Genomic DNA, 21,208 nt, shown 5'->3' with positions numbered 1-21,208 from the left:
CGGTGACGTCCTGGCTCGGCTTCTCGCCGAGGCAGGCCCGCACGGGTAGCTGTCGGCCGGGCTACGGTGCTGCTGGGGACCAAGCGGTCCTACGGGCGGTGAGGCCGACGGGTGACGCCGCAGCCCTGTTCGGCTACCGTCGGTCTGCTTGCCGGTTCGAGATGCGATCCGCTTGGACGACCCTCACTGAGGTGGCAGTGCTGCGGCTGGGCGTACCGCCGTGAAGTCGGAGTGTTCGTATCGGGTGGCGGACAGCAGCAGCAGCCACTCGTCACAGCCCTGCCACGGGCATAGGTCGGCGGCTCCGCCGCGTACGGTCCGGGGTCCGTCTCCCGTCCGTGGCCGCGCGTCTGACGGTGCGCCGTCGAACCCGGGGATCCACACGTCGGCGCAGAGCTCGTTCGCCGAGCCCATCGCCGAGAGCCCGAACGCGTTCTCGCTGGCGGCCGTCCGCGTCTCGTCGCCGAAGTCGTCGAGGAGTTGGTCCTCGTCGGGTTTTTCGTCACCGTGGAGGGTCAGCGTGGTGGTGCCGGCCCGGGCTGCGTATTCCCACTGGGCCTCGCTGGGCAGCTGGAACGGCAACAGCTTGAGCAGGTTCTCCAGGTCGCCTTCGAGTCGGGTCGTGCCGGTGTCCGCCCCGGCGTAGTCGTCTTCGTACTCGGGCAGCCAGTGCTGGACCTGTGCCACGGTCAGCGGGTGCCGGGCGAGCAGGAACGGCTCGATCCGCACGTCGCGTACCGGCTGTGCGTCTCCGGCACTCGCGAGGAACGGGTCGATGGTGTCCTCGACTCCGCCGCTGCGCTCGATGGCACGTACGGCGTCGAGCTCCGCCTCGGACAGCCCCATCCGGAACGTGCCGCCCGGAACCTTCCGGAACACGACTCCCGACGGGATGTGCCGCCATGTCGGGTGCCTGGCCACGATCTCCTCGGTCCACATGGCGGCGAACGCTAGCAGCCAAGCCGTCCGGTGGTCTCTCCTGATGCCCCGCAGCTTGCGCACAGATCAACGGCCTGTCGAAGCTTCAGGCCGAAAGCTGGCAGCTCCATTGAATTTGGCCTGGCAGCGTCGCCCGGCGACCAACTGGCTGGCGGACGCCACGTCGCACCAACAGCTCACCCCCCGTTTACCCCCCGAAAACCCCACCAAATCGTTGACGAAGGGTGACAAGGGGCGATGAACGCCTTGCTGTGCCTTCGCAGCCCAACGACCACATTCGGCAAGCAATGACAAGGTTGGTTCGGTTACTGTTGGTAACAAGGGGTTTTGACAAGCAATGACAAGTCCTGACGAGGCTCGACATGAGCTTCTCGTGGGTTCGAATCTCCTTGTTCCCCGCAGGTGCCTGGGTCTGAATCTGGGACGGCCTGGTTGCGCGGTTTGCTGGCGAGAAATCGTCGTGCCGACTCCACCGCGGCACGGCGGTGTGTTCACTTCGAACACCCCGACTCGGCGCGCCGAAGGTACGTCGGCAGGCCCACTGTGCTCCGGGCTGCCGGAACCGTGTAGGACTGGCGGCTGAGGCTCACCGATACACGCCTCCGGAACTCACCTGACGCCTTGATACCTCATCCCCAGTGCTCCTCCTGATACTTGATGAGGTCATCGCCGTGGAGTTGTTTGGTCGCGTTGCCGACACGTACCCAGAAGTCCGACGCGCCGGGGCCGCCCTTGGCGGGTTTGGCGAAGATGGGTCGGCCGGACGCTGCGACGCTGACCTGGCAGATGGTTTGTCCCGCTACCTGGGGGAAGCGGATGCGTACGGTCGGGGCGGTCGAGGCGGAGAGGCTGTCGTCGAGCAGTTGTCGGAGAAAGAGCTCGTAGCCATCGGTGTTTGGCTTCGTGCCGAGAGTGGTGAGGTCGCCCTTGATGCCGAGGACCTGGCCGTCGTCCTCGACGCCGATGAGTAGGACGCCGCCCTCGGCGTTGAGGAATCCGCACACCGTTTTGACGAGGATCTGCCCGAGCTTCGGGTCGTACTGGCCGGTGTGAGGGTTCCACCGGCCGCTGGACTTGAACTCCGTCGTCTGGGATTCGCCTGCGGCGATGAGATCCTCGGCGGTCGTCGCTACGTACCTCTTGCGCTCGCCGGCGAGCGTATTGAAGGCGTCCCGAACGACTCGGGCGATGAGCTGGCGGCGTCGCTCGAGGAAGGTCGGGTAGTCCAGTTGCTCCCAACCCACCGGCAGCGCGTGCCAGCGGGACTGCCGGGTCAGGGTCTCCGGATCAATTGCCTCCGCGATGCGGGGCAGGTAGTCACGCGGGGCGTCAGCGTTGTTCCGCGTAGCCGGCGGCCATTCGACGTACGCCATGTTCGCGATCGCGTTGATCTGCCGCGTCCCGGAGATGCCGAGTGACTCGAGGTGCTTGCGATGGAATAGGCGGTCACGTTCGATAGAACTCGGCGCTGCGCCGGAGGGATCGAGTAGATCTTTGACGCGCAGGTCACTGAAGAGTACTTCGGCGTCGAGGATGTTCAGCGCGGCGAGATAGGCAAAGAGCACCGGAGATCGCGACGACGAGGTGTCGAGCCGGTTCGGTAGTGAGATGTCCCAGTAGTCTCCGGTGAAGTTCGCGGCAACGATGCGGTCCAGTTCCGTGACGAAGGCGGTTCCGTCGCCGGTTGCGAGGCCGGCGATCCGCCCCAGGTCGGATTCGAGCTGTGACTCCGGTGAACTGGTGTAGCGGCCAGTGGTGTGCGCCATGAAGAACCACCGCGCGATCACGGGGCGCAGGGCTGACACGTCGAGGCCGAAGTCGTGTCGGCCGATCAGCCAGAGCGAGTAGCTGAACAGCAAAGCGTTGTCCGACGTGATCATCTTGCGGCTGCGAAAGCCAGCGGTGGCCACGCACTTGAGGAACTCGTGCCAGCTGGTCAGGTCGAGTGCTTTCTCCTGCGCCGCGGCGAGCCGCTCGAACTGCCGCTGGCGGCGCTCCGCGCTGACCCGTCCAGTCTCAAGGTCCTTGCCGCGCAGGATGTTGTAGACGTGCTGCAGGCGGGCGCGGCGGAAGGCAACCGCGACAGCTACCCGCAACAGTTGGTCAGGGCTGGGATCGAGGAACGGATTTCGCGGACTGGGCCCGGTGACCGCCGGATCGACGGCGGCCCGACTGAAGTCTTCGAGCTGTCGGCGCCCCTTCTCCCAGTGCACAGACATGAGGGTGAGGATGAAGTCCGACTGGTTGAGCTGGACGCCCTCGGAGTTGATCCTCACAAAGATCTCGGCGACCTGCTCCTCGTCCGCCGAAGCGCCCAGCTCGACGACCTGGAACCGGAACTCGCGCAGGTCACGCACACGATCGATGCGTTCCTCAAGGTCATCCTTGTAGGCGTCCGACAGACTTTCGTCGACCGCCTGGTCCAGCCGGTCGAAGAACTGGCGCACGGTGGTCTTATAGCCGCTCGACCAGAGCGTGGTGATGTCGGGGATGAAGTGCGCGTCGCGCTCGATGGCGGCGTCTGTCACCTCGAAAGTCTGATCCTCCGGCCGGAAGGCGATGCGGATGCGACGCTGCTCGAACGACTTGGTCAGCACCGGCCGGCCGGTGAGTACGGCAAACAGCGAGGTCAGTCGCTGCTGCCCGTCAACGATGAGCAGTTGCGGCGCCCGACCGCTCGACTCCATGCCGATCTGGCGGGTGCCAACCTCCGCGCCGGTTTCCCAGAACATCAGCGTGCCGATGGGGTAGCCGCGGTACATCGAGTCGAACAGGTCTCGGGTCTTGGCGGCCGACCAGACGAAGGGACGCTGAATGTCGGGCAGGCCAATGCGTCCGACCTTGATGTCCTCGATCAGGTGATTGAGCGAGTACCCGGTGTCGCGGTAGAGAGTGGGCGGCACGGCCGGTGCTCCTCGGGCAGACGGGCGATGTGGACGTACGGCGCTTGGCTCGTCACTACTTCTACCATGTGCAATCGAGCTCCGGGGGAGGGCGTCGGGTAGCGATTCGCCGATCAGCCGGGTGCCGTTCAGTCCGGCCAGTTCACGCAGCGCCGGCCCGTCGTGCCCAGCGGCGAGCCACTCCGCCCCGTACCAGGGCACCCGCTCGACATCGACGCTGCACCGCGCCTACTCAGCGGCGTTGAGTTCCGAGGGGTTTACCCATCGGTTGGTTCCGCTCGCGTAGGAGCGCGCGGGTTTGCATGAGTGCGAAGCCGAGGAGGTTCAGCCCTCGCCATCGTGTGGGGTCGGTGGCGTGCGGGTGGTCGGCGGCCAGGCCGATGCCCCAGACCCGGTCCAGTGGACTGGCCTCCACGAGCACGCGCTCACCGGTGCCGAGCAGGTAGGCGCGCAGCGCGGGTTGCTGGCCGAACTTCTCCGCGTTGCCGGCCACCACGATGTCGTAGCGGTGCTGCTCCCATGTCTGCTGATCGAAGTTGGCGACCTGCCGGCCGAGGGTTTTTGCCGCGTGCGGGTGCGCCACCGCCAGAATCTGGGCGGCGGTCGCCTGGTCGCCGAACAGGGTGGCCTTGCGCCACATCATGTAGTGCTCGGCCGTGGCGAAGCGCAGCCCGTCGACAATGAACGGCGCCGGCCACCACTGACTCAAGCAACCGGCGCCGATGCCGCCGTCGCGCTGCGGCTGGTGGCCCCAGAAGAACAGGAACTTCACCCGGGCGACGGTACGCATCTCGCCGATCAGCTCGGCGACGCTGCTCGCTGACGTGACCATGCGGGCGAGTGTGCGGCACCGGCAGGCTCCACCGCATCGCCATTACCGCGACGATCCCGTCACGTCGCCGCCGGTATCACCCCCGTCGTAGGGGTGCTACAGGCTGATCGGCCTGCAGGACCAGGCATGATCGATGATTCGCTCTGCGGTCCCGGAGCGGCCGCCGACAGAACAGAAGATCATGTCACTGATGTGCAGACATCCCGTCCGGTGCCTGAGGCCGTCCAGCCTCCAGCCGACGGTTCGTTCATCGCCGCCACCGGAGCATCGCGCGGTGCGGGTCGTCGCGGATCAGTGCCTCGTGGTAGACCACGGCGACGTTGGTTCCGGCGGCGCGGGCGGCGTCGGCTTCGGGCGCGAAGTGGTCGTCGGGCCGGCGTGGCCGTAGGGGGTCCGCGGGGACCAGCAGCATCACCCGGGCATCGTGCCGGAGGGGACGACCTCGGGCTCTACCTGATATTCCGATCGGGCAGTTCATCCTGATGCTGCCCCCGGGTGTCTGCCGATTATTCGAAGGGGAGTGGCGTGTTGCTTTCATGAGGCCCAGTCGGGTCGCGGGGAGCATGGCCTTGCGCAGCTACCCGGTTGGTGAGGCATCGCCGTCGGATCGCCAGTCGGTGAACAGTTCGGCGAGTCTGGTCTTGGTCTGGTCGGTGAGGATCTTGGTGGCGTCTTCTCCGAGTGGTTTCAGGGCGTGTTGCCGTACTGCGGGGTGTTGGGCTGGTGCGGGGCAGATGAACACGGCGAGGATCCGTAGTGCGCGCAAGGCTTCGTCATGTGAGATGAGATCGAGCAGCGGTGCGCCCGCAAACGCTGCGGCCTGGAATCCGTGCCATGCTTTGTCAACGATCAGACTGACAATGGCTTCGGTGACGTGCGGTCGGTCGCCTTGTAGTGCTGAGCCCAGGATCAGGGCTTTGACCTTGTTGGGAATGCTGTCGAAACCTCGTCGAGTCATCTCGATCGCTTGGACCAGCCCGATAAAGAGATCGCACCATCCGTGGTGAGTGAGGTCGCGCTTCACGCTGGTGGCGTCCGGGGTGGCGCGGTCGAGTTCAGTAGTGATCTCCCGCCAGGCTCCGCGCGTCATCTCTTCGGCAAGCACTGTCACCTGCTCGGCGGGCGACGGGTAGGGCTCACCGTCTCCGGTCCTATCACGCAGTGGCGGCTCGGCAAGCCAATCCGCGATGTCCAGGCGAGCAAGATCGGCGGTGATCTCCTGATTGCGGCGGCTCTGCTCAAGGCGCCGCGGACGGTGCCCCGCCCAGACCAAGTTGCCCTCGAAGCGCCCGCGTCTTCCGTGACGGATCAGGCGGTCATGGCCGGCTTGGTCGAGCCAGCCCTGCACGCCATGCTGGGAGCCGCCGCATTGTGTGCAGAGGCAACGATGTCCCCGGGCTGTCTCGCAACCAGGATTGTGCTTGCCGGTGTCCATGTTGCGGCCGCCTCGCTCATCCGATCGACCCGGTTGCGGTGTCGACACCAGCGATTAGCTAACACAACGAAACCTTCGCAACACTCTACGTCACCGACTGATCTATGCCAACGTCGATCGGGGCTGTCGAGCGGACAGAACATCACCCTCCCCATCGGACCATCCTGGGCAGGTGGCTTGTCCATCGCCGCAGCGGCGCATACGGTCAATCGTGCGACTGGCCTCGTCCGGCCGGTGAACCTGCTGCTGTGCCGCCACATGACGCGGAGCCCGAGGAGTCGGCCACTGATGCCGACGGGCTGAGATCCCGCCCGCGGCCCGCCTTCTGAGTCCCTTCGTCGCCGCCATCGGCAGGCTGCTGTCCCGCCATCCCTTCACGTTCGGCGTTGCCCGCTCGTCCACACCATCTCGCCCTCGCGGGCGTGCGGTAACGGGTCGGCATGCCTCCACTTGTAAAGGACCGGCTCCTAATGACCTCGCACGCAATCCGTGCCGTCACCGAACCGGCGTCGAAGCGATGGCTCGCCCAGCAGTTCCCACACCGGGCCTGGCTCATCGCCGACCTGCAACGACGCATCAACCGTGCCCCAGACCCCATTCGCGCCTACGCTCCCAGCCCCGACCGATTCGGTCAGGCGATGGAACGAACCTTGGCCCTCGACCTGTGCGACGACCCGCCGTACCGGGACCTGATCGCCAGCCTCCCTGAGTCTGCAAAGCGTCGCCTGCTCACCACCGCCGGATACGCGCCCACCACCGACGCCCCCGACGGCACCTGGCGCAAAAGCGCCGACCACATCCCTGGCGCTCGGCTGTTCACGGTGGGCAGCCTGCTGCCCGACCTCGACCGGGCAGTACACGCGCTCCGTTCGGCGACACCCGAGCTGGCCCGGCAGGCGATCCAGGCCGCGTTACGTGATCGACGCGCTGTCACCGCGTACGCCACCGCAACGCGCGCCACGCGCCCGGTCTTCGCCGCCTTTTGGACCAGCTACACCAGCGGCTTCCGCAAAGCGCTGCGCGGCTACGGACCCGTCACCGCCTCTCTCAACCTGTTGGATGGCCTTCGGATCGCCGATTTCCTCGCTGGCACCACCATCGTCGAACTCAAGACGGGTCACCTTGACGAACCCCACCACCTCGACGACCTGGTCGACCAAGTCCTGACCTACGCGCTGCTCGCACCCCTTGGCGGCTACCCGACCACCGCAGTGGCCATGTACCTGGCCCGCTACCACGTGTTGGCCCACTACCCGCTCGACACCCTGCTCAGCCGCCTCGCCGGAGAACCCACGAATACCATCGAAGCAAGCCTCCACCTCAGCGCTCTTATCCGAGCCGAAGGCCCACGACGGCCGCCAGCCGTCCCTCGATTCGAGGGCTGAAGACCGTCACCACTGTGCTGCGGGCCCAAGCTGAAGGTCGGGGACCACGGCGCAGAAGGCGGGCCAGCAACAACTGTTGGAGATGCGTCAGCCTGGATTCGGGTTCGAGACTCCCCGAGTTGCACCGGAGTCACGTCATCGCGGGCCGGGTCGGCATCTTAACGATCGCTCGCTACTGGTACCCATATCGGGGGATGGTCGCGTCGATGTCATGCGTCCCTTGAAACGCTGTGCGCTGCTGGGTCGACGGCGCCCGTGATTGCGTCGATCTCTGCGGTGGATGTCGCCAGACGGCGGAGGAGGGTTAGCCATGCGCATCTGCGTCACTTGCCGAGTGGACCAGCGCACCGTTGTTCGTATCGGCAGTTGGGGCGTGCCGCACGGTACTCCCGGACACCAGGTCAACTACCGCTGGACCAGCCTGTCCGCCTGTCCACTGTGCGAGGCCGGCCTTCTCATGTACTTCGATCATGACTGTTTCCACCAGCCCTGGGAGGAGCCGTGGGACATGGACTGGTCGTGGCCGGTCGCCGTTGACGGAGTTCAGCAGCTGAACGCTGCTCTTGTCCGGTGTCCCGACTCGCTGGATCCGTCGTGCGAGTGCCCTGTGCACCGGTCGTTGCGGGACAGCATCGAGATCGCACCGTCGCGTGAGGTCCCGCTGACGGTTGCGCTGACCGAGGAAAGGCTGCCACAGATTCGCTCAGCACCCATGCCGTGAGGCGCGCGCGACCCGGTGGTAAGGCTAGCGGAGGCGATCAGACCTGGCGGCGTTCGGTGTGGGACCCCATTTACCCCCCGAAAACCCCGCCGGATCGTTGACGAAAGGTGATAAGGGGTGATCAGCGCCTGAGGGCGTCTCCGCAGCTCAGCGACCATTTTCGGCAAGCAATGACAAGCTCGATTCGGTTACTGTCGGTAACAAGGGGTCGTCGGTTCGAATCCGGCCGTCCCGACAGAGGTAGAGGGGCATTTCGCGCGATCATGCGATGCCCCGCTGGGGACCACTTGGGGACCTCAGGCCGGTGAGATGCGAAGACAGCGCCTCACCGGCGGCCCGGATCGACTGACGATCCGGATGCAAATATCGCTGAGTCGTCATCAGCGAGCCGTGACCGGCGATCTTTCGTAGGACGTGCACCGGCACGCCGGCATCCGCCATCCAGGTCAGGCCGGTGTGCCGCAGGTCGTGCCGCCTCAGGTACTCGAAGCCCAGCGAGCCGACCACCTCATCCCAGTGCGTGGCGTCGCGCAGCACCGCCGTGCTGATCCGACCGCCGCGCGGGCCGACGAAGAGCCGGCCGTCATCCTCGACGATCCGATCGAGCTTCGTCGCCACCATCGGCCGCAGCTCCTCGATGATGGGCACCTGCCGCGCCCGCTTGCCCTTGGTGCCCTTGTCGACCAGGCCGCCCGGACCGGTGGTGGTCTGCCGGCGCACCGTCCACAGCCACGTGTCCCGGTCGATGTCGCCCTTACGCACGCCGGACACCTCGCCGATTCGGGCCGCCGTGCCGGCCGCGAACATCACCACCTCACCCCAACCCGGGTAGCGACCGTGCGAGCGCTCGACCAACGCCGCCGCCAGGGTGGCCAGCGCGGTCCAGTCCGGCAGCGCCAGGGAACGGGGGTCGTCCAACTCGTCCTCGGCCCGCTGGTACTCCCGCTGCCACCCGGTCAGCCGCGCCGGATTGCGGTCGATCAGACCGTCCCGCACCGCCTGCTCCATCACCCGCACCAGGACGGCGAGGCTGTTCTTCACCGTCGACCGGCCGCAGCCCTCGGAGATCCAGCCGTGCGCGGCCCGGTCCACCGCACCGTTGGTGATGAGCCGAACGGGCAGGTGGCCGAGTGTCGGCACGACCCGCCTACGCCACCCCGCCAAGTACGGGTCGAGCGTCTTGCCCTCCAGGCCGCGCAGCGCCAGGCGCATCACGCTCTCGCCGTACTGCGCCAGCCGCATCGACGCCGCGTCGGGGTCGACGCCGCCCCTGGCCGCGCGTTGCATGGTGCCGAGCCAGGCGTGCGCCTGCTCGACGTCCGCGAACGCCTGCGACTTGGAGCGGCGTCGGCCCGACGCCGGATCGACCCACCGGACCCGGGCACGGTACGGGTTCGGCCGGCCGGGTCGGTGCTCGACGTCGGTGGAGACGGCGACGCCGATCGGGAGCAGGGGAGTGGTCACCGAGCCGGTTCCTCGGGATCGGTGCGGTGCCGCCCCAGCCAGGCCCGGACGTCCTCCGGGTCGTACTTGACGACCCGGGCGGACAGCCGGATGAACGCTGGCCCCTGGACGGGGTTGGCGGTGCGCCACCGCCGCACGGTGGACGGGTCGACCTTCACGAGCCGGGCAAGCTCCTCTGTGGTCAGCAGCGCGCCCGACGCTGCCGGTACATCAATGCTCATCGGATCCCCATGGTTGTCGGTTTCACTGTCAAGGCGGGCTTGACGCTGGATCGCGCGTCAGGCGACGAGGGTCTGTAGGTAGTCGCGCGCGGCGTCCTGGTGCTCTCGGGCCATTGCGGCGGATGCGTTGGCGAGCATTGCGTCGGCGGTGGTGTGCCAGCCGGCGCCCACGAATTGCAGGAAGTTGACCACCAGCGTGGTCGGCTCGGTGCCGGCCGCGGCTTCCTGCGGGCCGCTGCTCTGGGCGCGGCGGAACACGATGCGTTGGTTGCGCAGTAGGGCGAAGGTGATCGAGTAGCGGCGCGACTTGGTGAGGAAGTGGCCGCCGAAGCCGAGCATGTGCGCCCAGCGGCGCAGCCGCCGCCAGTCCCGGGGCGTGCCGAGCGTCCAGCACGCGTCAACCAGGCGTTCGGTGTGGGTGCCGGTTGGGTCGGCGTAGATGTCGATGGTGTCGCCGGTCAGGCGGTTGGAGGCGTGTCCAGTGACCTCGGTCGACTTGGTGGCGTACTTGGCCAGGTAAGCGGCGACCTGGGCGTCGGTCACCTCACCCCGCCCGGCCACTGTGATCACTTTGGTGAGTACCTGAGTGCCCCAGGTGATCGGCCAGCCGCCGGGGTGGGCGGGGTGGTCGGGGGTGGTGAAGCCGACGGTGGCGGCGGCGTGGTCGACGGCGGCCACCAGGTCGGCGGCGTCGAGCTGCGGCGGGGCCGGCACGATGGCGTCCGGGTCGTCCGGGTCGCGGCCGTCGAGGCGGATGATGGCGTGGAAGTGCACGACGCCGCGCCGCTGCATCTCGGCGGCCTTGCCGAACGACAGCCGCACCGGGGACACCCACCGGGTCTTGCCGGTACGTGGCGAGGTCACGGGGATGTTGGGGATGCCGCGTGCGGTGGCCAGCCGGTGCATGTAGCGGTTGATCGCGATGGTGGTGCGCCGCCATAGCTCCCCGGCGGAGAGGTTCCAGACCGCTTGGGCGTCGTGGTCGTAGCAGTCCAGGCACAGCGGGGTGCCCAACCGGGCGTCGGTGTCCTCGTGGCGGGCGAAGCAGACCAGCCGCACACCGTGCGGACACAGGGTCGACTCCCGGCGGGGGTGGCAGGGCTCGGGCCGGCAGTCGCACGAGGTGCGCCGGGTGCAGGTGTGCCGCTTGACGTAGCGGGTGTGCACCTCGCCGAAGGACGGCGCGGTGAAGGTGGGAAAGACCGCCGGGTGGTGAGCGACCTGCTCCGGTACGCCTTTGCCGCCGACGAGGCCGGCGCGCACGACCTGGTAGGCGTCGCGTTGGTAGAGCTTGGAGCAGGTCGGGCAGACGGCGGCGCGGCGGTTGCCGCACGGCTTGTAGATGACGCCGTCGGGCATGTCGGCCGTCGACCGCTCGGACAGGAGGCGGCCGGTGGCGGCCTCGACGGTGGCCATGGTGCCGACCAGGCGGATCGGGCGGGTGCAGCCGGCGGCCGGGCGGACGTGGCGCAGCCATTCGGCGAGGTCGGGTTGCGTCAGCCGGGCAGCGGCTTGCAGCCGGATATCGGCGGACGTGGCGTACCAGGGTGGAGCGGTCGGCTCGGCGCACGGGGCCGTACCCGAAGCAGGTGCTTCGGGTACGACGGTCAGCGTCGAGACGGTCAACGGGTCGCCTTCACGGGGCGTCCGTTGGCGGGCTGGACGGGGCGGTTGTTGGTGTTGGGGTCGAGGTCCAGGACCGCGAGGGCTTGCGTGGCCTCATCGGAGGTCACCTTGAGGCGGACGGCCAGTTGGCCCGGGGTGATCGGCGTGCCGTGCTCGGTGCGGTACTGCTTCGCGACGCGGGTCGCTCGGGCGAGCAGGTCCGGGGCCACGATCGGCAGCGGAAGTTGGGCAGCGTCAGACGCGGTGACAGGAGTGTCAGTGGTGGACGGTGCCAACGTCCGTGCCGAGGTGTACTCGGGCTTGCTCGGTCGGGGACGGGCGGGGCGGGCAGCTACAGCGGGCGCGGTCGTCGACGGCTCCGGGGCGGAGGCCGGTCGCGGTGCGGTGATCCGGGTGGCTAGCTGGGCCGGGGTCGGGACCTCGGGCCGGGCCGGCGTCGGTGCCGGCTCAGCGGGGTCGATGGCGGGAACGATGGGCAGCTCGGGCCGGACCGGCGTCGGTGCCGGGACGGCGGGAACGGTGACGGTTGGGGTTGGCGTCTCGGCGGGTGCCGGGACGGTGCCGGTGGCGGTGGCCGGGGTTCGGCCGCTTTCCCGGCGAAGCAAGGCGCGCATGTGCACGGCGAGGCCGGCGACGGCCGGGGGCAGTGCCCCGACGATCGCGGCCAGGACCACGCGCCAGGGTTCGACGTTGGTGGACATGGTGTCTAGCAGGTGATAGGCCGACTGGGCGGCGATGCCGATGCCGGCGGCACCGTAGGTGTTCTTCCTGGCAAACGCGGCGACCCGTGCGGGCACGGGAGCCATCCACAGCACCAGGGCGACGACCACGTAGCCGTCGACCGCGATGGGCATCAGCCAGGCCAAGGCGAGGCTGACCGAGGTGCCGGGGATCGTGATGCGGTCGGTGAAGCCGGCGAGTTCGGCCAGCGCGATCCAGGTGGAGGCGGACAGGCCGAACGACGCGGCCAGCACCGCCCACGAGGCGATCGACGCCAACCGAGGCTCACCCGCCGCCGGCCGGAGGTTGGTCGGGTTGGTGGTCATGCCGTGGCCCTCCCGTCAGCGAGGCCGAACAGGGTCGGTTCCTCACCGGAGGACAGCGGCGTGGGTTGGGCCGCCCTGCGGGTTGCCGTCCGGTTGGACCGGGCGGCCTTGAGGTTGTGCAGGTCGGCGAACTGGTCAGGCGTCAGGATGTTGAGCGCCTGCTTGTCCTCGCCGCGTCGCCGGTAGAGCAGAGGGCGGACGGTGGCGTTGGTCGGGCAGTCCGTCACCCCGTCGGGGTAGCGGAAGCCGCAGCCCGGACACAGCGACCGTGCCGGGCTACCGGGGTGGTGATCGGCGAACACCTGTGCGAGGGTCGCCACCGTGACGCCGAGGCCGGCGCGGATGAGCCGCTCGTCCAGGGCGATCCGGTCGGCGCGGTCGCCGTAGCGCATCTGCACCGCCTGCCGGGACACGCCCAGCCGGTCGGCGATCTCCGCCCAGGAGTACCGGTACGGAGGCTGACGCAGGCCGGTGACAGCGAGCCGGGTCATGGCGTCCACGTCGGTGGACAGCGCCGCGAGTGACCGCAGCGCCTCGATGTCGCCGGCAGCGACCCGACGGGCGTACGCCCGCAGGATGCGCCGCACGAACGCGTCGAACTCGGTGGTTTCCACCGACCGCTTGGCGCGCTTGGTGTGGGTGCGCGTCAAGCCGGGCTTGACGGTGTTCTTGTTCATGCCGCACCACCGTTGGTGCGGTCCCACGCGTCGGCCGCCGCGTTGAGAACGGCGATGACAGCGTCGGCGGTCTGGCCCTTGGCGTCGTTGAAGTCATAGGCGTTGTCGAGCCCGTCGTAGTACTGGCCGTTGGAGAACCGGCAGGCCAAGTACCAGTCCAGGTAGGTCAACGCTGCCTCGAAGTCGGCGAACTCCGGGGCGTCGAACATCTGGGCCGGGGCGTCGACAGGTCCGCCGTAGCAGACCATGCCGACCGCGCCGACCAGACAGGCCGGGGGCGTGAACGACCCCGACGTGGCGTCGTAGTAGGCGCCCTGCGTCCAGCCGTGGCGGGACAGGTACAGGGCGGCGTCCCGCAGCGTGCGGGCCGGGGTGGTCACCTGCTCGGCGACCGTGTTTTGGGTAGCGTGCATGACGGCAGCTCCTCTCTGGGCTGTTGATGGGGCGGGTCGGCTGTCTCCGGGGTGCTTTCTCAGGGCTGATCCCGGTGCTGCCGGCCCGTTTCTATGGGGTTCGGCGCTGTGGGCGGACCATCCGCCGCAGGGCCGCGTCGAACTCGGTGACGATCCGCATCAGGTGCGCCCGGGCGTTGGTGTCGCCGGGCGCGAGGTTGATGCGGGTGCGGATCTCGGCGTGCTGGCTACCGTCGGCGGCCAACACCCGGGTCAGGACCACCACACCGCGACCAGGAACCCGCAGGGTCACCGGCTGTGCCCGGTGCTCGCCCAGGCCGCAGGCGTGCCCTCGGGCGCACCAGTCCGGGTGAAGGTGGTCATCGTTGGTCGGCCAGGTTGGCGACGTGGCCGGTCGGGGTCGGATACGGATACTCATGCGGCACGCTCCCGACGAAGGCCGGCCCGCATGCGGGCGGCGTGGGTCGCGATCCGGGCGCAGGCCGCGTCATCGAGGTACGCGGCTTTGATCAGTTGCGGGGTGCCGCCCTCGGCGATGAGCAGGCCAACGCCGGGGTTGGTCGGGCTGATCGTGTTCGACGACCAGCCACGGTCCGCCCATCCGTGCCCCAGGACGATGTCGGAGGACACGTTGGTGGTGCACCGGAAGGCGCACCGCCAGGCGAACAGGTCCCGCAGGCTCGTCGGGATGATGTCCGACGAAGGGCGTTGCGTCGCCGCGACGACGATGATGCCGACCGCCCGGCCCCGGGCCACCAGGTCCCGCAGCAGACCCGCGAAGTCCTCCCGGGTCTTCTTGTCCCCGACGGTGGCCGAGAAGTAGGCGATCTCATCGATGGCGACCAGGATCGGGCTGAACACGTCATCGCGTTGGGTCTTCCGGCGGCCAGCGACTTCGAGGTAGGCGTACCGGTTGTCCATCACGATCTGCATCCGCCGCAGCGTGGCCAGGGCATGCGTGATGTCCGGGCCGACGAACACGTCGGCGCAGCTCTTCCACTGGCCCAACTCGACCTGCTTGCCATCGAGCAGGCACAGCCGGCAGTCCAGGGACAGGGCGGCGTGAGCCACGATCAGGTTCAGCAGGGTCGACTTGCCGCCGCCCGGTTCCCCACCGATCAACAAGTTGCGGTAGATCAGCGGGACCCGCACCGGGTGGCCGAACTCGTCCACCCCGACATGCACCGGGTCGAAGATCGACACGGACGGGTCAGCGGGCATGCCACCCGGTGCGGCCGGAACGGTCAGCGTCGACATCGCCGATCCTCCGCTCAGGCCGCCGGCGCGGCGGTCGACCACGGGTCATCCGCCGGCGTCTCCGGAGTGAACCCGTCCCCGTTGCGGGTGCGGGCCATCTTCTTCACCGTCGCCGTGGCAAACCGCAGCGACGGGCCGACCTCATCGACGTCCAGGCCGTACGCGGAGCGCTTCTCGCCCTCCTCGTTCTCCCACCGCGACAGCCGCAGCCGCCCGGCCACCACCACGCGGGTGCCCTTGGCCAGGGACTCGGCGATGTGCTCGGCCAGGTCCCGCCACGCGGTGCACGTCAGGAACAGCGGGTCACCGTCGCGGTACTCACCCGAGTTGCGGTCGAACACCCGAGGCGTGGACGCCACGGTGAACTTCACCAGCGCCACCCCGGCCGGGGTGAACCGCAGCTCCGGGTCGGCGGTCAGGTTCCCGACCACCGTCACGGTCGTGTCGTTTGCCATTGCAGATCCTCCTTGGATCGGTTTTCTGAGGTGAGCCAGGCGCGCAGCACGTACAGAGCGCCCTAGCTAGAAACTTCGTGCAAATTGCATGAATCAGCGGCGCGGGTTGCGCTGCTGCGGCGGCAGGGGCTCCGGCACGTCCAGCAGGTCCAAGCCCATCGGCGGCATAGCCGGCGATACCGGGGCGTCCTCGTCGCGCATCCACGCCACCCAGGCCGACAGCGGCGAGGCCACCAGGCCGGTCAGCGGGTCACGACGGGTGATGTCGACCCGCACCAGGGCGGCATGCTTGGCCGACGCGCGGACCATCCGCGCCTCGCCCGCCCAGCAGGCCACCGCGAGCTTGTCGGCCTTGCCGTCGAGGTCCGTCAGGTCCAGGCCCGGCCGCAGCCACACCCACACCCGCTCACCGGCCGGGGTCGGCCGCGCCCACAGGATCAGCGGCAGCCGACCCGGGTGCAGCCGCGACGCGGACCGGATGAACTCCGCGAAGCACAAGCGCAGCCGGTGCCGCACCACCACGCACCACACCCACGCCGACACCCGCCGACGAACCCGACCGACACCGAAGACCACGCCCAGCACCACCGCCAGGAGCACCAACGGCACCGCCGGATGCGTCGCCCGAGACAGGTACGCCATGCCCACGAACACCGTGACCGCAGCGACGATCTCGACCGCCCACCACCACAGCACCCGCAGCGCCGGCCACACCCGGACCAGGCACGCGACCACCAGGCCGCACACCCCGCCGGACAGCAGCCCGACCACGACCGCGAGCGCCAGCGGCAGCGCCACCGACGCGGTAGCGGCCACCACCAGGGCGACGGACGCGGCCACGACGAGGAACGCCACCCGAGCCTTCTGCGCGTACGACCGCGACACCGGCGTTTCCACCAGCGTCACCGCGCCCACCGGGCGCTCACCGAACATCCCTGACTTCGCCATGCCCAACCTCCCCTTCTCATGGGACAGCCATGCGACTCAGTACCGACTTGACCGTACTGACTCACCCGGTACAGGTCAAGGGTGACGCATCGCGCTGTGTTGATCCCTGGGCGTAAGAGTGCGAGGCTGGGAAGTGCTCTTTCGACCCTCCGACGGGGGTACCCATGATGGGTATGCCACTGACGGATGTGGATGTGGAGCGACCGACGGGGGTGGAGGCGTAGATGTCGCAGCGATTCAGCCGGATTGCTATCCCGCGTCATGTCTTGGAGCGCGAGGACATGCGCGACGCACTCGCGCGGCACGACTTCGGAACAGTGTTCATGCTGGCTCGGAAATGGGCTGGTATCAGTTATTCGAGAATTGCGGAGGCGTGCTCGATAAAGCCTGAAAGAGTCGGCGCGCTTGCCCGTGGACAGGGCAGTATCGCAACATACGAAAAGATCAGCCTAATCGCGGATGCGATGCGAATTCCGGGGCATATGCTGGGCTTGGCTCCCCGCGACTGGGAGGCCAGTCAAGCGATGGCCCACGATGCCCGAGGTGAGACCGTGAATCGGCGTGATTTCCTGCGCGTATCTGCCGTCGGTGCCGGCACCCTGCTCGGTGCCGTTGACGTCGTAGACCTGTCCTCCGGGCGACGCCTCGGCGAGGAGCTGCCGAAGGTACTCGCGCGACGGACGGCGCGGCTCCGTCGCCTCGATGACGTCCTCGGCGGAGGCGATACGGTTCGCCTTTATCTGTCCGAATACGAGATGACCAAAAAACTCGTAGCCGGTGGCACATACACCGAGACAGTCCAACAGCGACTGCTCGCAATTCTCGCAGAACAGGCGCAGCAAGCTGGATGGGCTGCGTTCGACGCGGGGAACCTGGACCTATCGAAGCGGCTATACGGCGAAAGTCACGGGATCGCCAATCAAGCCCACGCGACGCACCTAGCCGGAAACGCTCTGGCGTTCCTGGCCTACCAGACGGTCGGCGGCGACCCCCGCGAAGCCGTAGCGATCGCAGAGGCTTCTTGCGCCGCAGCCGGCGACGAAGCCCCGGCCACCGTCACCGCTCTGCTGCACGAGCGTCGAGCCTGGGCGCACGCTGTCGTCGGAAACGCCCGTGAGACTGACGCGGCACTAGCAACGGCGCGCACCGCCTTGGAGCGTCGCAACGAGACGGAAGAGCCTGATTGGTCGGCGTGGGTTGACGACCAGGAGGTGACCATCATGACCGGCCGCTGCTGGGCAGAGCTTGGACGTCCGCTACGCGCGGTTCCTCTGCTGGAGGACGTGTTAGAAGGCTTCGATGACGCCCACGCCCGAGACAAAGCCTTGTACTCGTGCTGGCTGGCGGACGCCTACGCCACGGCGGGGGAACCGGAGGAGGCCGCCCGGGTCGCCGGTCGCGTGCTGGACCTCTCCGAAGGTGTCGCCTCCGTGCGACCGCGCCAACGTCTCAGCCCGGTCCTACAACGACTGAGGGACCACGCCGCCGTGCCAGGGGTGCGAGAGGTGTTGGAGCGCGCCAGGGCGTAGCCGCTACGGCTCTACGTCTAGCAGGAGGGTCCTGCCGACCCACGCCGCATACTCGTCCGAACTCATCACGACCGGCACAGCCGCGATCTCGGGGTTTTGCCAAGGGTGATGGTCTTGGAGGAAGGCGCGCAGGTCCTCGAAGCGCTGAGTATGCGTCTTCAGGAGAAGCTGCCACTCTTCGCCCGTGCCGAACTCGTCCTGGTGCCAGAAGGCTGAGACGACAGGCCCGACGATTTGCGCGCCGGCCGCAAGCCTCGCCTCCACAACGAGGCGCGCCAGCTCGACAGCCGCCTCACGCGTCTCCACCGCCGTCGACACCTGCAAGACGGTCCAGGTCTGATCGTTGCTCGCGTCAGCGGCGCGACTTCCGAGCCGGGGGCGACCCTCGTGCCAGGACACGATGGTTCGCGGGCGCCATAGATGGGTGCGGCCGAACGTCTTGTCAGGCTCCGGCATCTGGCCGCGGTTCCGGTAGGAACTCACGGTGCCGACCTGGACGCCGAGGTACTCGGCGACCTCCGACGTCGTCCACCACTCCGCGTCTGGATCAGGGCTCGTCACGTAAGCCATTCTGCCTGCGTTGGACGTTCAACGCACCTGTGCATCCGGCCGCCGAGGGGACGCGCGCTGCCATCCAGGTTTCGGCCACTCCGATGAGGGGGCAGTGCCTAGCTGTCAAGGACCGGTCGGCGCTCTGGTATAGAGACCACCCTACGTGGAAGGATGCGTTCACCGAGGAGTGGACCTCGGCGGACGCAATGAAGCCGAAGACCGAAAGTGGACTATCTCCGGTGAGTCTAGACTCCGGCACAAGCTCGCCAGAAGTGTCTTCGCCGAACCGCGCGGATCCCTCGCATCCCATTTCGGTGAAGCTCCAAAAATGGATCGTATTCAGCGTCGTTTTGGCCGGGTTGGGCGTAGGTTCGGACATTATCGCTACGTTGATGAACGGGCAGCGAATCTCAGGCGTGCAAGTTCTCGGCAAAGGAGAACTGTACATGGTGAGCATTGGCATGCTGCTAAGCGCCAGCGGGGAGCTTCTTTATGACCGGACCCGGATCGAAGCGGCGGCTGCTTGGCACATCAGTACAACATTCCTTACGGTCATATTCGGCTTCCTGGTTGCAATCATGTATGGCTACGCAAAATCAGGGAAATCTTCGGCGGAGTTCGTGATGACTTCCTCGTTGTTCCTGGTAGGAATCTCGCTGTTCTGGGGGATTTGCGTTGTCGTCCTCTCGTGCAAGAGCAAGGGGATAGATGTTTGAGAACTTGGAGCGCGTAGCGTTCTTCGCCGCGATGGGGACCGCGATTCTGGGCCTCGCATCTGCAGTGTCAGTAGCCCGCGCAGTGCGGCCAGAGGGCCGAAGCAGCGAGGGAGCACGTTCCCAGGAGAATTCGGTATTGCGCCGCGAAAGCGCTTCTGTCGTAGTGCTCGTAGAGGCTATGACGATATTCTTGGTGGTCGTGTCGTTGATTCAGTTTGACCTGAATATGCTGGTTTGGTCAATGGCTGCGGCGGTAGCCATTCCGGCCTGGTTTCTAGCCTTCCACGTTCCTGCACTCTGTGGTGTCAATACCATGCACGGCCGCCCATGCATGAACATGACTAAGGGTCTGATATTTGGCTGCGGTCGAGCTAACCACACGTGGGCGAAATTCTTTGCCCGATTCGGCTGGCGCACTCAACCAATCCCTGAACCGAGCGAACCGGCACCGGATGGAGTTGCGACGACAGCTCCCGGCGTGGGCCAAGTGCGAATCGCGGAACCCCGTCGGAACGCCATCACTTTTTGGCTTGCCCTAGTCAGCACGGTGATCGGGCTTGTGTCTGCAGCGATTGACGTCACCACAATCCGGTGAGAACTTTCCATACGTCTTCAAGGCGGCCCTTCGGGCCGCTGCGTACTGCCGGCGCGCGCCGCGCCTTGCCGCTTCGCTCCCGGCGCGGCGACCCCGGCTGCACGCGACCTTCAGGCGGGCGCCGCGGGCCCTTGCGCTCATAGGTCAAGAAGGCCATGTCCTTCACATGGGAGTATGCGCAGCCGCACCGTGGCGCTTCGCCCACATCTACCGTCGAGCCTGGGTTTTAGACATGGACTAACCGATTGCCGAGATGGAATCATGCCCTCGTAGAATCAGCCTCGCCGTGGAACTTCGCCTCAAGCAGATTTACGGTGCCGTGAAACTTTGCCCCGGCTAGATCCGCATAGCTGTGAAACTCCGAGCCGGTCAGATCCACGTCGCTGTAGAACTGCGCCTCGCGCAGGTCCACGCCACCGTAGAAATGCGCGTCGCGGAGACTCACGCCGCCTTGAAAGTGAGCCCCGCTGAAGTCTGCGCGACCGTGGAGCCGCGCCGTCGAAAGGTTGAGACGCCCCAGTCGGCAGTTACTGAGATTGAACTCCACTAACTCGGCACTCACGAGGTCGACATCCATACGTTCACCTTCCGGGCCCACCCAATACGCAAGGTAGCTCCTCAAGAGATTTTGCGCGCCTAGCCGTACCTGCAGTTCCTGCCGAGACATCGCCTCAATGCCGTCGCCGGCCAGCCCCGCCTCCGACGCGCCCTCAAGCGAGTGGGCTACCCGGTGCGGCACCTCGCCTAATTTGAACGGCATTCGCAAGTAACCGCACCAGACGTCAACGACCGTTTGGCGTAGGTCCGGGTTGCGCTGACCAAGCCGCGCCAAAGCGTACAACCCGGCCAGCCGAACTGTCGGCATGTCGTTTGCAAGCTGCTCCGCAGCTGCCACGTACTGAGTGATTTTCTGCTGCTCCAGTGCGTCCATCTCTGCTAGCCGCTGAGCACGCTCATTCAAAGCATGCCGCCGCTCCGTCATGAACAGAGTTACACAGGCGGCCCAAAGCCCAGCCGCCACCGTCAGCCCGGTCTTAATCCGATCTAACCGAAGCTGCTCCGGATTCTGCACATTCTGCGGAATGGGCGCCCAAACGCCGAGCAGCCACATTGCTACGGCGCCGCCCAAGACGACGACGAGCACCACCACCGCGCTGACCAGCCACCACGGCGCCGCTCCCATCGGCTCGTTGCTCCGCACGCGCCGATTGTCACGTCGTTTCGTCAGGGGCCAAGCAACCGGAAGACGCATGGCCACCATTGTTAGGGACGGTGTCCAGCAACGACACCCCGCCACGAGCCAGCTGCCGCCACCCGCTCCCGTTACTCGTGGAGGTGGCTGCCTGTCACTCAGTGTGGCGCCTCCGGCGGGTAGGGCCTCCGGCCCTACGACCCGGGGATGGCCTCCGGCGGTCGGGGCTACTCGCCCCGAACCCTCGGCGACTCTGGGATGCCCAGCCAGCCAGCGGCCACCCATCGCACACCAGAGGCCAC

21 protein-coding genes are annotated in these 21,208 nt (G+C 67.2%); 4 read left to right on the top strand and 17 right to left on the bottom strand.

The window, feature by feature from the left end; genetic code table 11:
* Nucleotides 1-183: 183 nt before the first annotated feature.
* The 5 genes from AC3EN4_RS28940 to AC3EN4_RS28920 form a co-directional block, all read right to left on the bottom strand.
* Entirely contained in the window at nucleotides 184-939 is a 756-nt protein-coding gene (locus AC3EN4_RS28940; RefSeq protein ID WP_435209409.1) for a formylglycine-generating enzyme family protein, read from the bottom strand.
* A gap of 629 nt (nucleotides 940-1,568) precedes the next feature.
* Nucleotides 1,569-3,842, bottom strand: a complete 2,274-nt coding sequence (locus tag AC3EN4_RS28935) for a GmrSD restriction endonuclease domain-containing protein (RefSeq protein ID WP_435209408.1) — start codon at nucleotides 3,840-3,842, stop codon at nucleotides 1,569-1,571.
* A gap of 232 nt (nucleotides 3,843-4,074) precedes the next feature.
* Nucleotides 4,075-4,674, bottom strand: coding sequence for a riboflavin biosynthesis intermediates N-glycosidase (ybiA, locus tag AC3EN4_RS28930; protein ID WP_435209406.1), 600 nt, complete (start codon nucleotides 4,672-4,674; stop codon nucleotides 4,075-4,077).
* A 247-nt stretch (nucleotides 4,675-4,921) separates the two neighbouring features.
* Nucleotides 4,922-5,089 (bottom strand): hypothetical protein, encoded by a 168-nt coding sequence (locus AC3EN4_RS28925; protein ID WP_435209404.1) that lies wholly within the window; start codon nucleotides 5,087-5,089, stop codon nucleotides 4,922-4,924.
* Between the two features lie 162 nt (nucleotides 5,090-5,251).
* Nucleotides 5,252-6,109, bottom strand: a complete 858-nt coding sequence (locus tag AC3EN4_RS28920) for a hypothetical protein (RefSeq protein WP_435209402.1) — start codon at nucleotides 6,107-6,109, stop codon at nucleotides 5,252-5,254.
* Nucleotides 6,110-6,579: 470 nt separating this feature from the next.
* On the opposite strand from AC3EN4_RS28920, the gene AC3EN4_RS28915 reads away from it, so the two are divergent.
* Together AC3EN4_RS28915 and AC3EN4_RS28910 are read left to right on the top strand one after the other, a co-directional pair.
* Nucleotides 6,580-7,494: a hypothetical protein gene (locus AC3EN4_RS28915; protein WP_435209400.1), complete on the top strand. Its 915-nt coding sequence runs from the start codon at nucleotides 6,580-6,582 to the stop codon at nucleotides 7,492-7,494.
* Nucleotides 7,495-7,828: 334 nt separating this feature from the next.
* On the top strand, nucleotides 7,829-8,215 hold the full coding sequence (locus AC3EN4_RS28910) for a hypothetical protein (RefSeq protein ID WP_488179862.1): 387 nt from the start codon (nucleotides 7,829-7,831) through the stop codon (nucleotides 8,213-8,215).
* Between the two features lie 261 nt (nucleotides 8,216-8,476).
* On the opposite strand, the gene AC3EN4_RS28905 is transcribed toward AC3EN4_RS28910, so the two are convergent.
* From AC3EN4_RS28905 to AC3EN4_RS28860, 10 genes are all read right to left on the bottom strand, one after another.
* Nucleotides 8,477-9,502 carry a tyrosine-type recombinase/integrase gene (locus AC3EN4_RS28905; RefSeq protein ID WP_435209442.1) on the bottom strand — a complete coding sequence of 342 codons (1,026 nt, stop codon included), beginning with the start codon at nucleotides 9,500-9,502 and terminating at the stop codon, nucleotides 8,477-8,479.
* Nucleotides 9,503-9,675: 173 nt separating this feature from the next.
* A complete protein-coding gene (locus AC3EN4_RS28900; protein WP_435209397.1) occupies nucleotides 9,676-9,900 on the bottom strand; it encodes a helix-turn-helix transcriptional regulator in 225 nt (74 codons plus the stop codon).
* A 57-nt stretch (nucleotides 9,901-9,957) separates the two neighbouring features.
* Nucleotides 9,958-11,526, bottom strand: coding sequence for a replication initiator (locus AC3EN4_RS28895; protein WP_435209395.1), 1,569 nt, complete (start codon nucleotides 11,524-11,526; stop codon nucleotides 9,958-9,960).
* Nucleotides 11,523-12,572, bottom strand: a complete 1,050-nt coding sequence (locus AC3EN4_RS28890) for a hypothetical protein (RefSeq protein WP_435209394.1) — start codon at nucleotides 12,570-12,572, stop codon at nucleotides 11,523-11,525. Before AC3EN4_RS28890 ends, AC3EN4_RS28895 begins: the two co-directional genes overlap by 4 nt.
* Nucleotides 12,569-13,249: a hypothetical protein gene (locus AC3EN4_RS28885; protein ID WP_435209392.1), complete on the bottom strand. Its 681-nt coding sequence runs from the start codon at nucleotides 13,247-13,249 to the stop codon at nucleotides 12,569-12,571. The genes AC3EN4_RS28890 and AC3EN4_RS28885 overlap by 4 nt, the downstream gene beginning before the upstream one ends.
* Entirely contained in the window at nucleotides 13,246-13,662 is a 417-nt protein-coding gene (locus AC3EN4_RS28880; protein WP_435209390.1) for a DUF6197 family protein, read from the bottom strand. The genes AC3EN4_RS28885 and AC3EN4_RS28880 overlap by 4 nt, the downstream gene beginning before the upstream one ends.
* Before the next feature lie 91 nt (nucleotides 13,663-13,753).
* On the bottom strand, nucleotides 13,754-14,080 hold the full coding sequence (locus AC3EN4_RS28875) for a hypothetical protein (protein WP_435209389.1): 327 nt from the start codon (nucleotides 14,078-14,080) through the stop codon (nucleotides 13,754-13,756).
* Nucleotides 14,077-14,919 carry an FtsK/SpoIIIE domain-containing protein gene (locus AC3EN4_RS28870; RefSeq protein WP_435209387.1) on the bottom strand — a complete coding sequence of 281 codons (843 nt, stop codon included), beginning with the start codon at nucleotides 14,917-14,919 and terminating at the stop codon, nucleotides 14,077-14,079. Before AC3EN4_RS28870 ends, AC3EN4_RS28875 begins: the two co-directional genes overlap by 4 nt.
* 14 nt (nucleotides 14,920-14,933) lie before the next feature.
* The gene (locus AC3EN4_RS28865; protein WP_435209385.1) at nucleotides 14,934-15,374 is read right to left on the bottom strand and encodes a single-stranded DNA-binding protein; all 441 of its coding nucleotides are present in this window, start codon (nucleotides 15,372-15,374) and stop codon (nucleotides 14,934-14,936) included.
* A 93-nt stretch (nucleotides 15,375-15,467) separates the two neighbouring features.
* Complete coding sequence (locus tag AC3EN4_RS28860) at nucleotides 15,468-16,322, bottom strand: hypothetical protein (protein WP_435209384.1); 855 nt, start codon at nucleotides 16,320-16,322, stop codon at nucleotides 15,468-15,470.
* Between the two features lie 281 nt (nucleotides 16,323-16,603).
* Between AC3EN4_RS28860 and AC3EN4_RS28855 the strand changes: the two genes are divergently transcribed.
* The gene (locus tag AC3EN4_RS28855; RefSeq protein ID WP_435209382.1) at nucleotides 16,604-17,851 is read left to right on the top strand and encodes an NsdA family TPR-like regulatory protein; all 1,248 of its coding nucleotides are present in this window, start codon (nucleotides 16,604-16,606) and stop codon (nucleotides 17,849-17,851) included.
* Nucleotides 17,852-17,854: 3 nt separating this feature from the next.
* Here AC3EN4_RS28855 and cutA read toward each other — a convergent pair whose 3' ends face one another.
* Nucleotides 17,855-18,412, bottom strand: a complete 558-nt coding sequence (cutA, locus tag AC3EN4_RS28850) for a divalent cation tolerance protein CutA (RefSeq protein WP_435209381.1) — start codon at nucleotides 18,410-18,412, stop codon at nucleotides 17,855-17,857.
* Nucleotides 18,413-18,675: 263 nt separating this feature from the next.
* On the opposite strand from cutA, the gene AC3EN4_RS28845 reads away from it, so the two are divergent.
* Nucleotides 18,676-19,119, top strand: a complete 444-nt coding sequence (locus tag AC3EN4_RS28845) for a hypothetical protein (protein WP_435209380.1) — start codon at nucleotides 18,676-18,678, stop codon at nucleotides 19,117-19,119.
* Between the two features lie 854 nt (nucleotides 19,120-19,973).
* Here the strand turns inward: AC3EN4_RS28845 and AC3EN4_RS28840 are convergent.
* Complete coding sequence (locus AC3EN4_RS28840; RefSeq protein ID WP_435209379.1) at nucleotides 19,974-20,915, bottom strand: pentapeptide repeat-containing protein; 942 nt, start codon at nucleotides 20,913-20,915, stop codon at nucleotides 19,974-19,976.
* Nucleotides 20,916-21,208 lie beyond the last annotated feature (293 nt).

The sequence above is a fragment of the Micromonospora sp. bgisy143 genome (genome assembly GCF_057708145.1).
The sequence above is the reverse complement of the archived record's forward strand: the minus strand, read 5'-3'. Positions and strand labels throughout refer to the sequence as shown.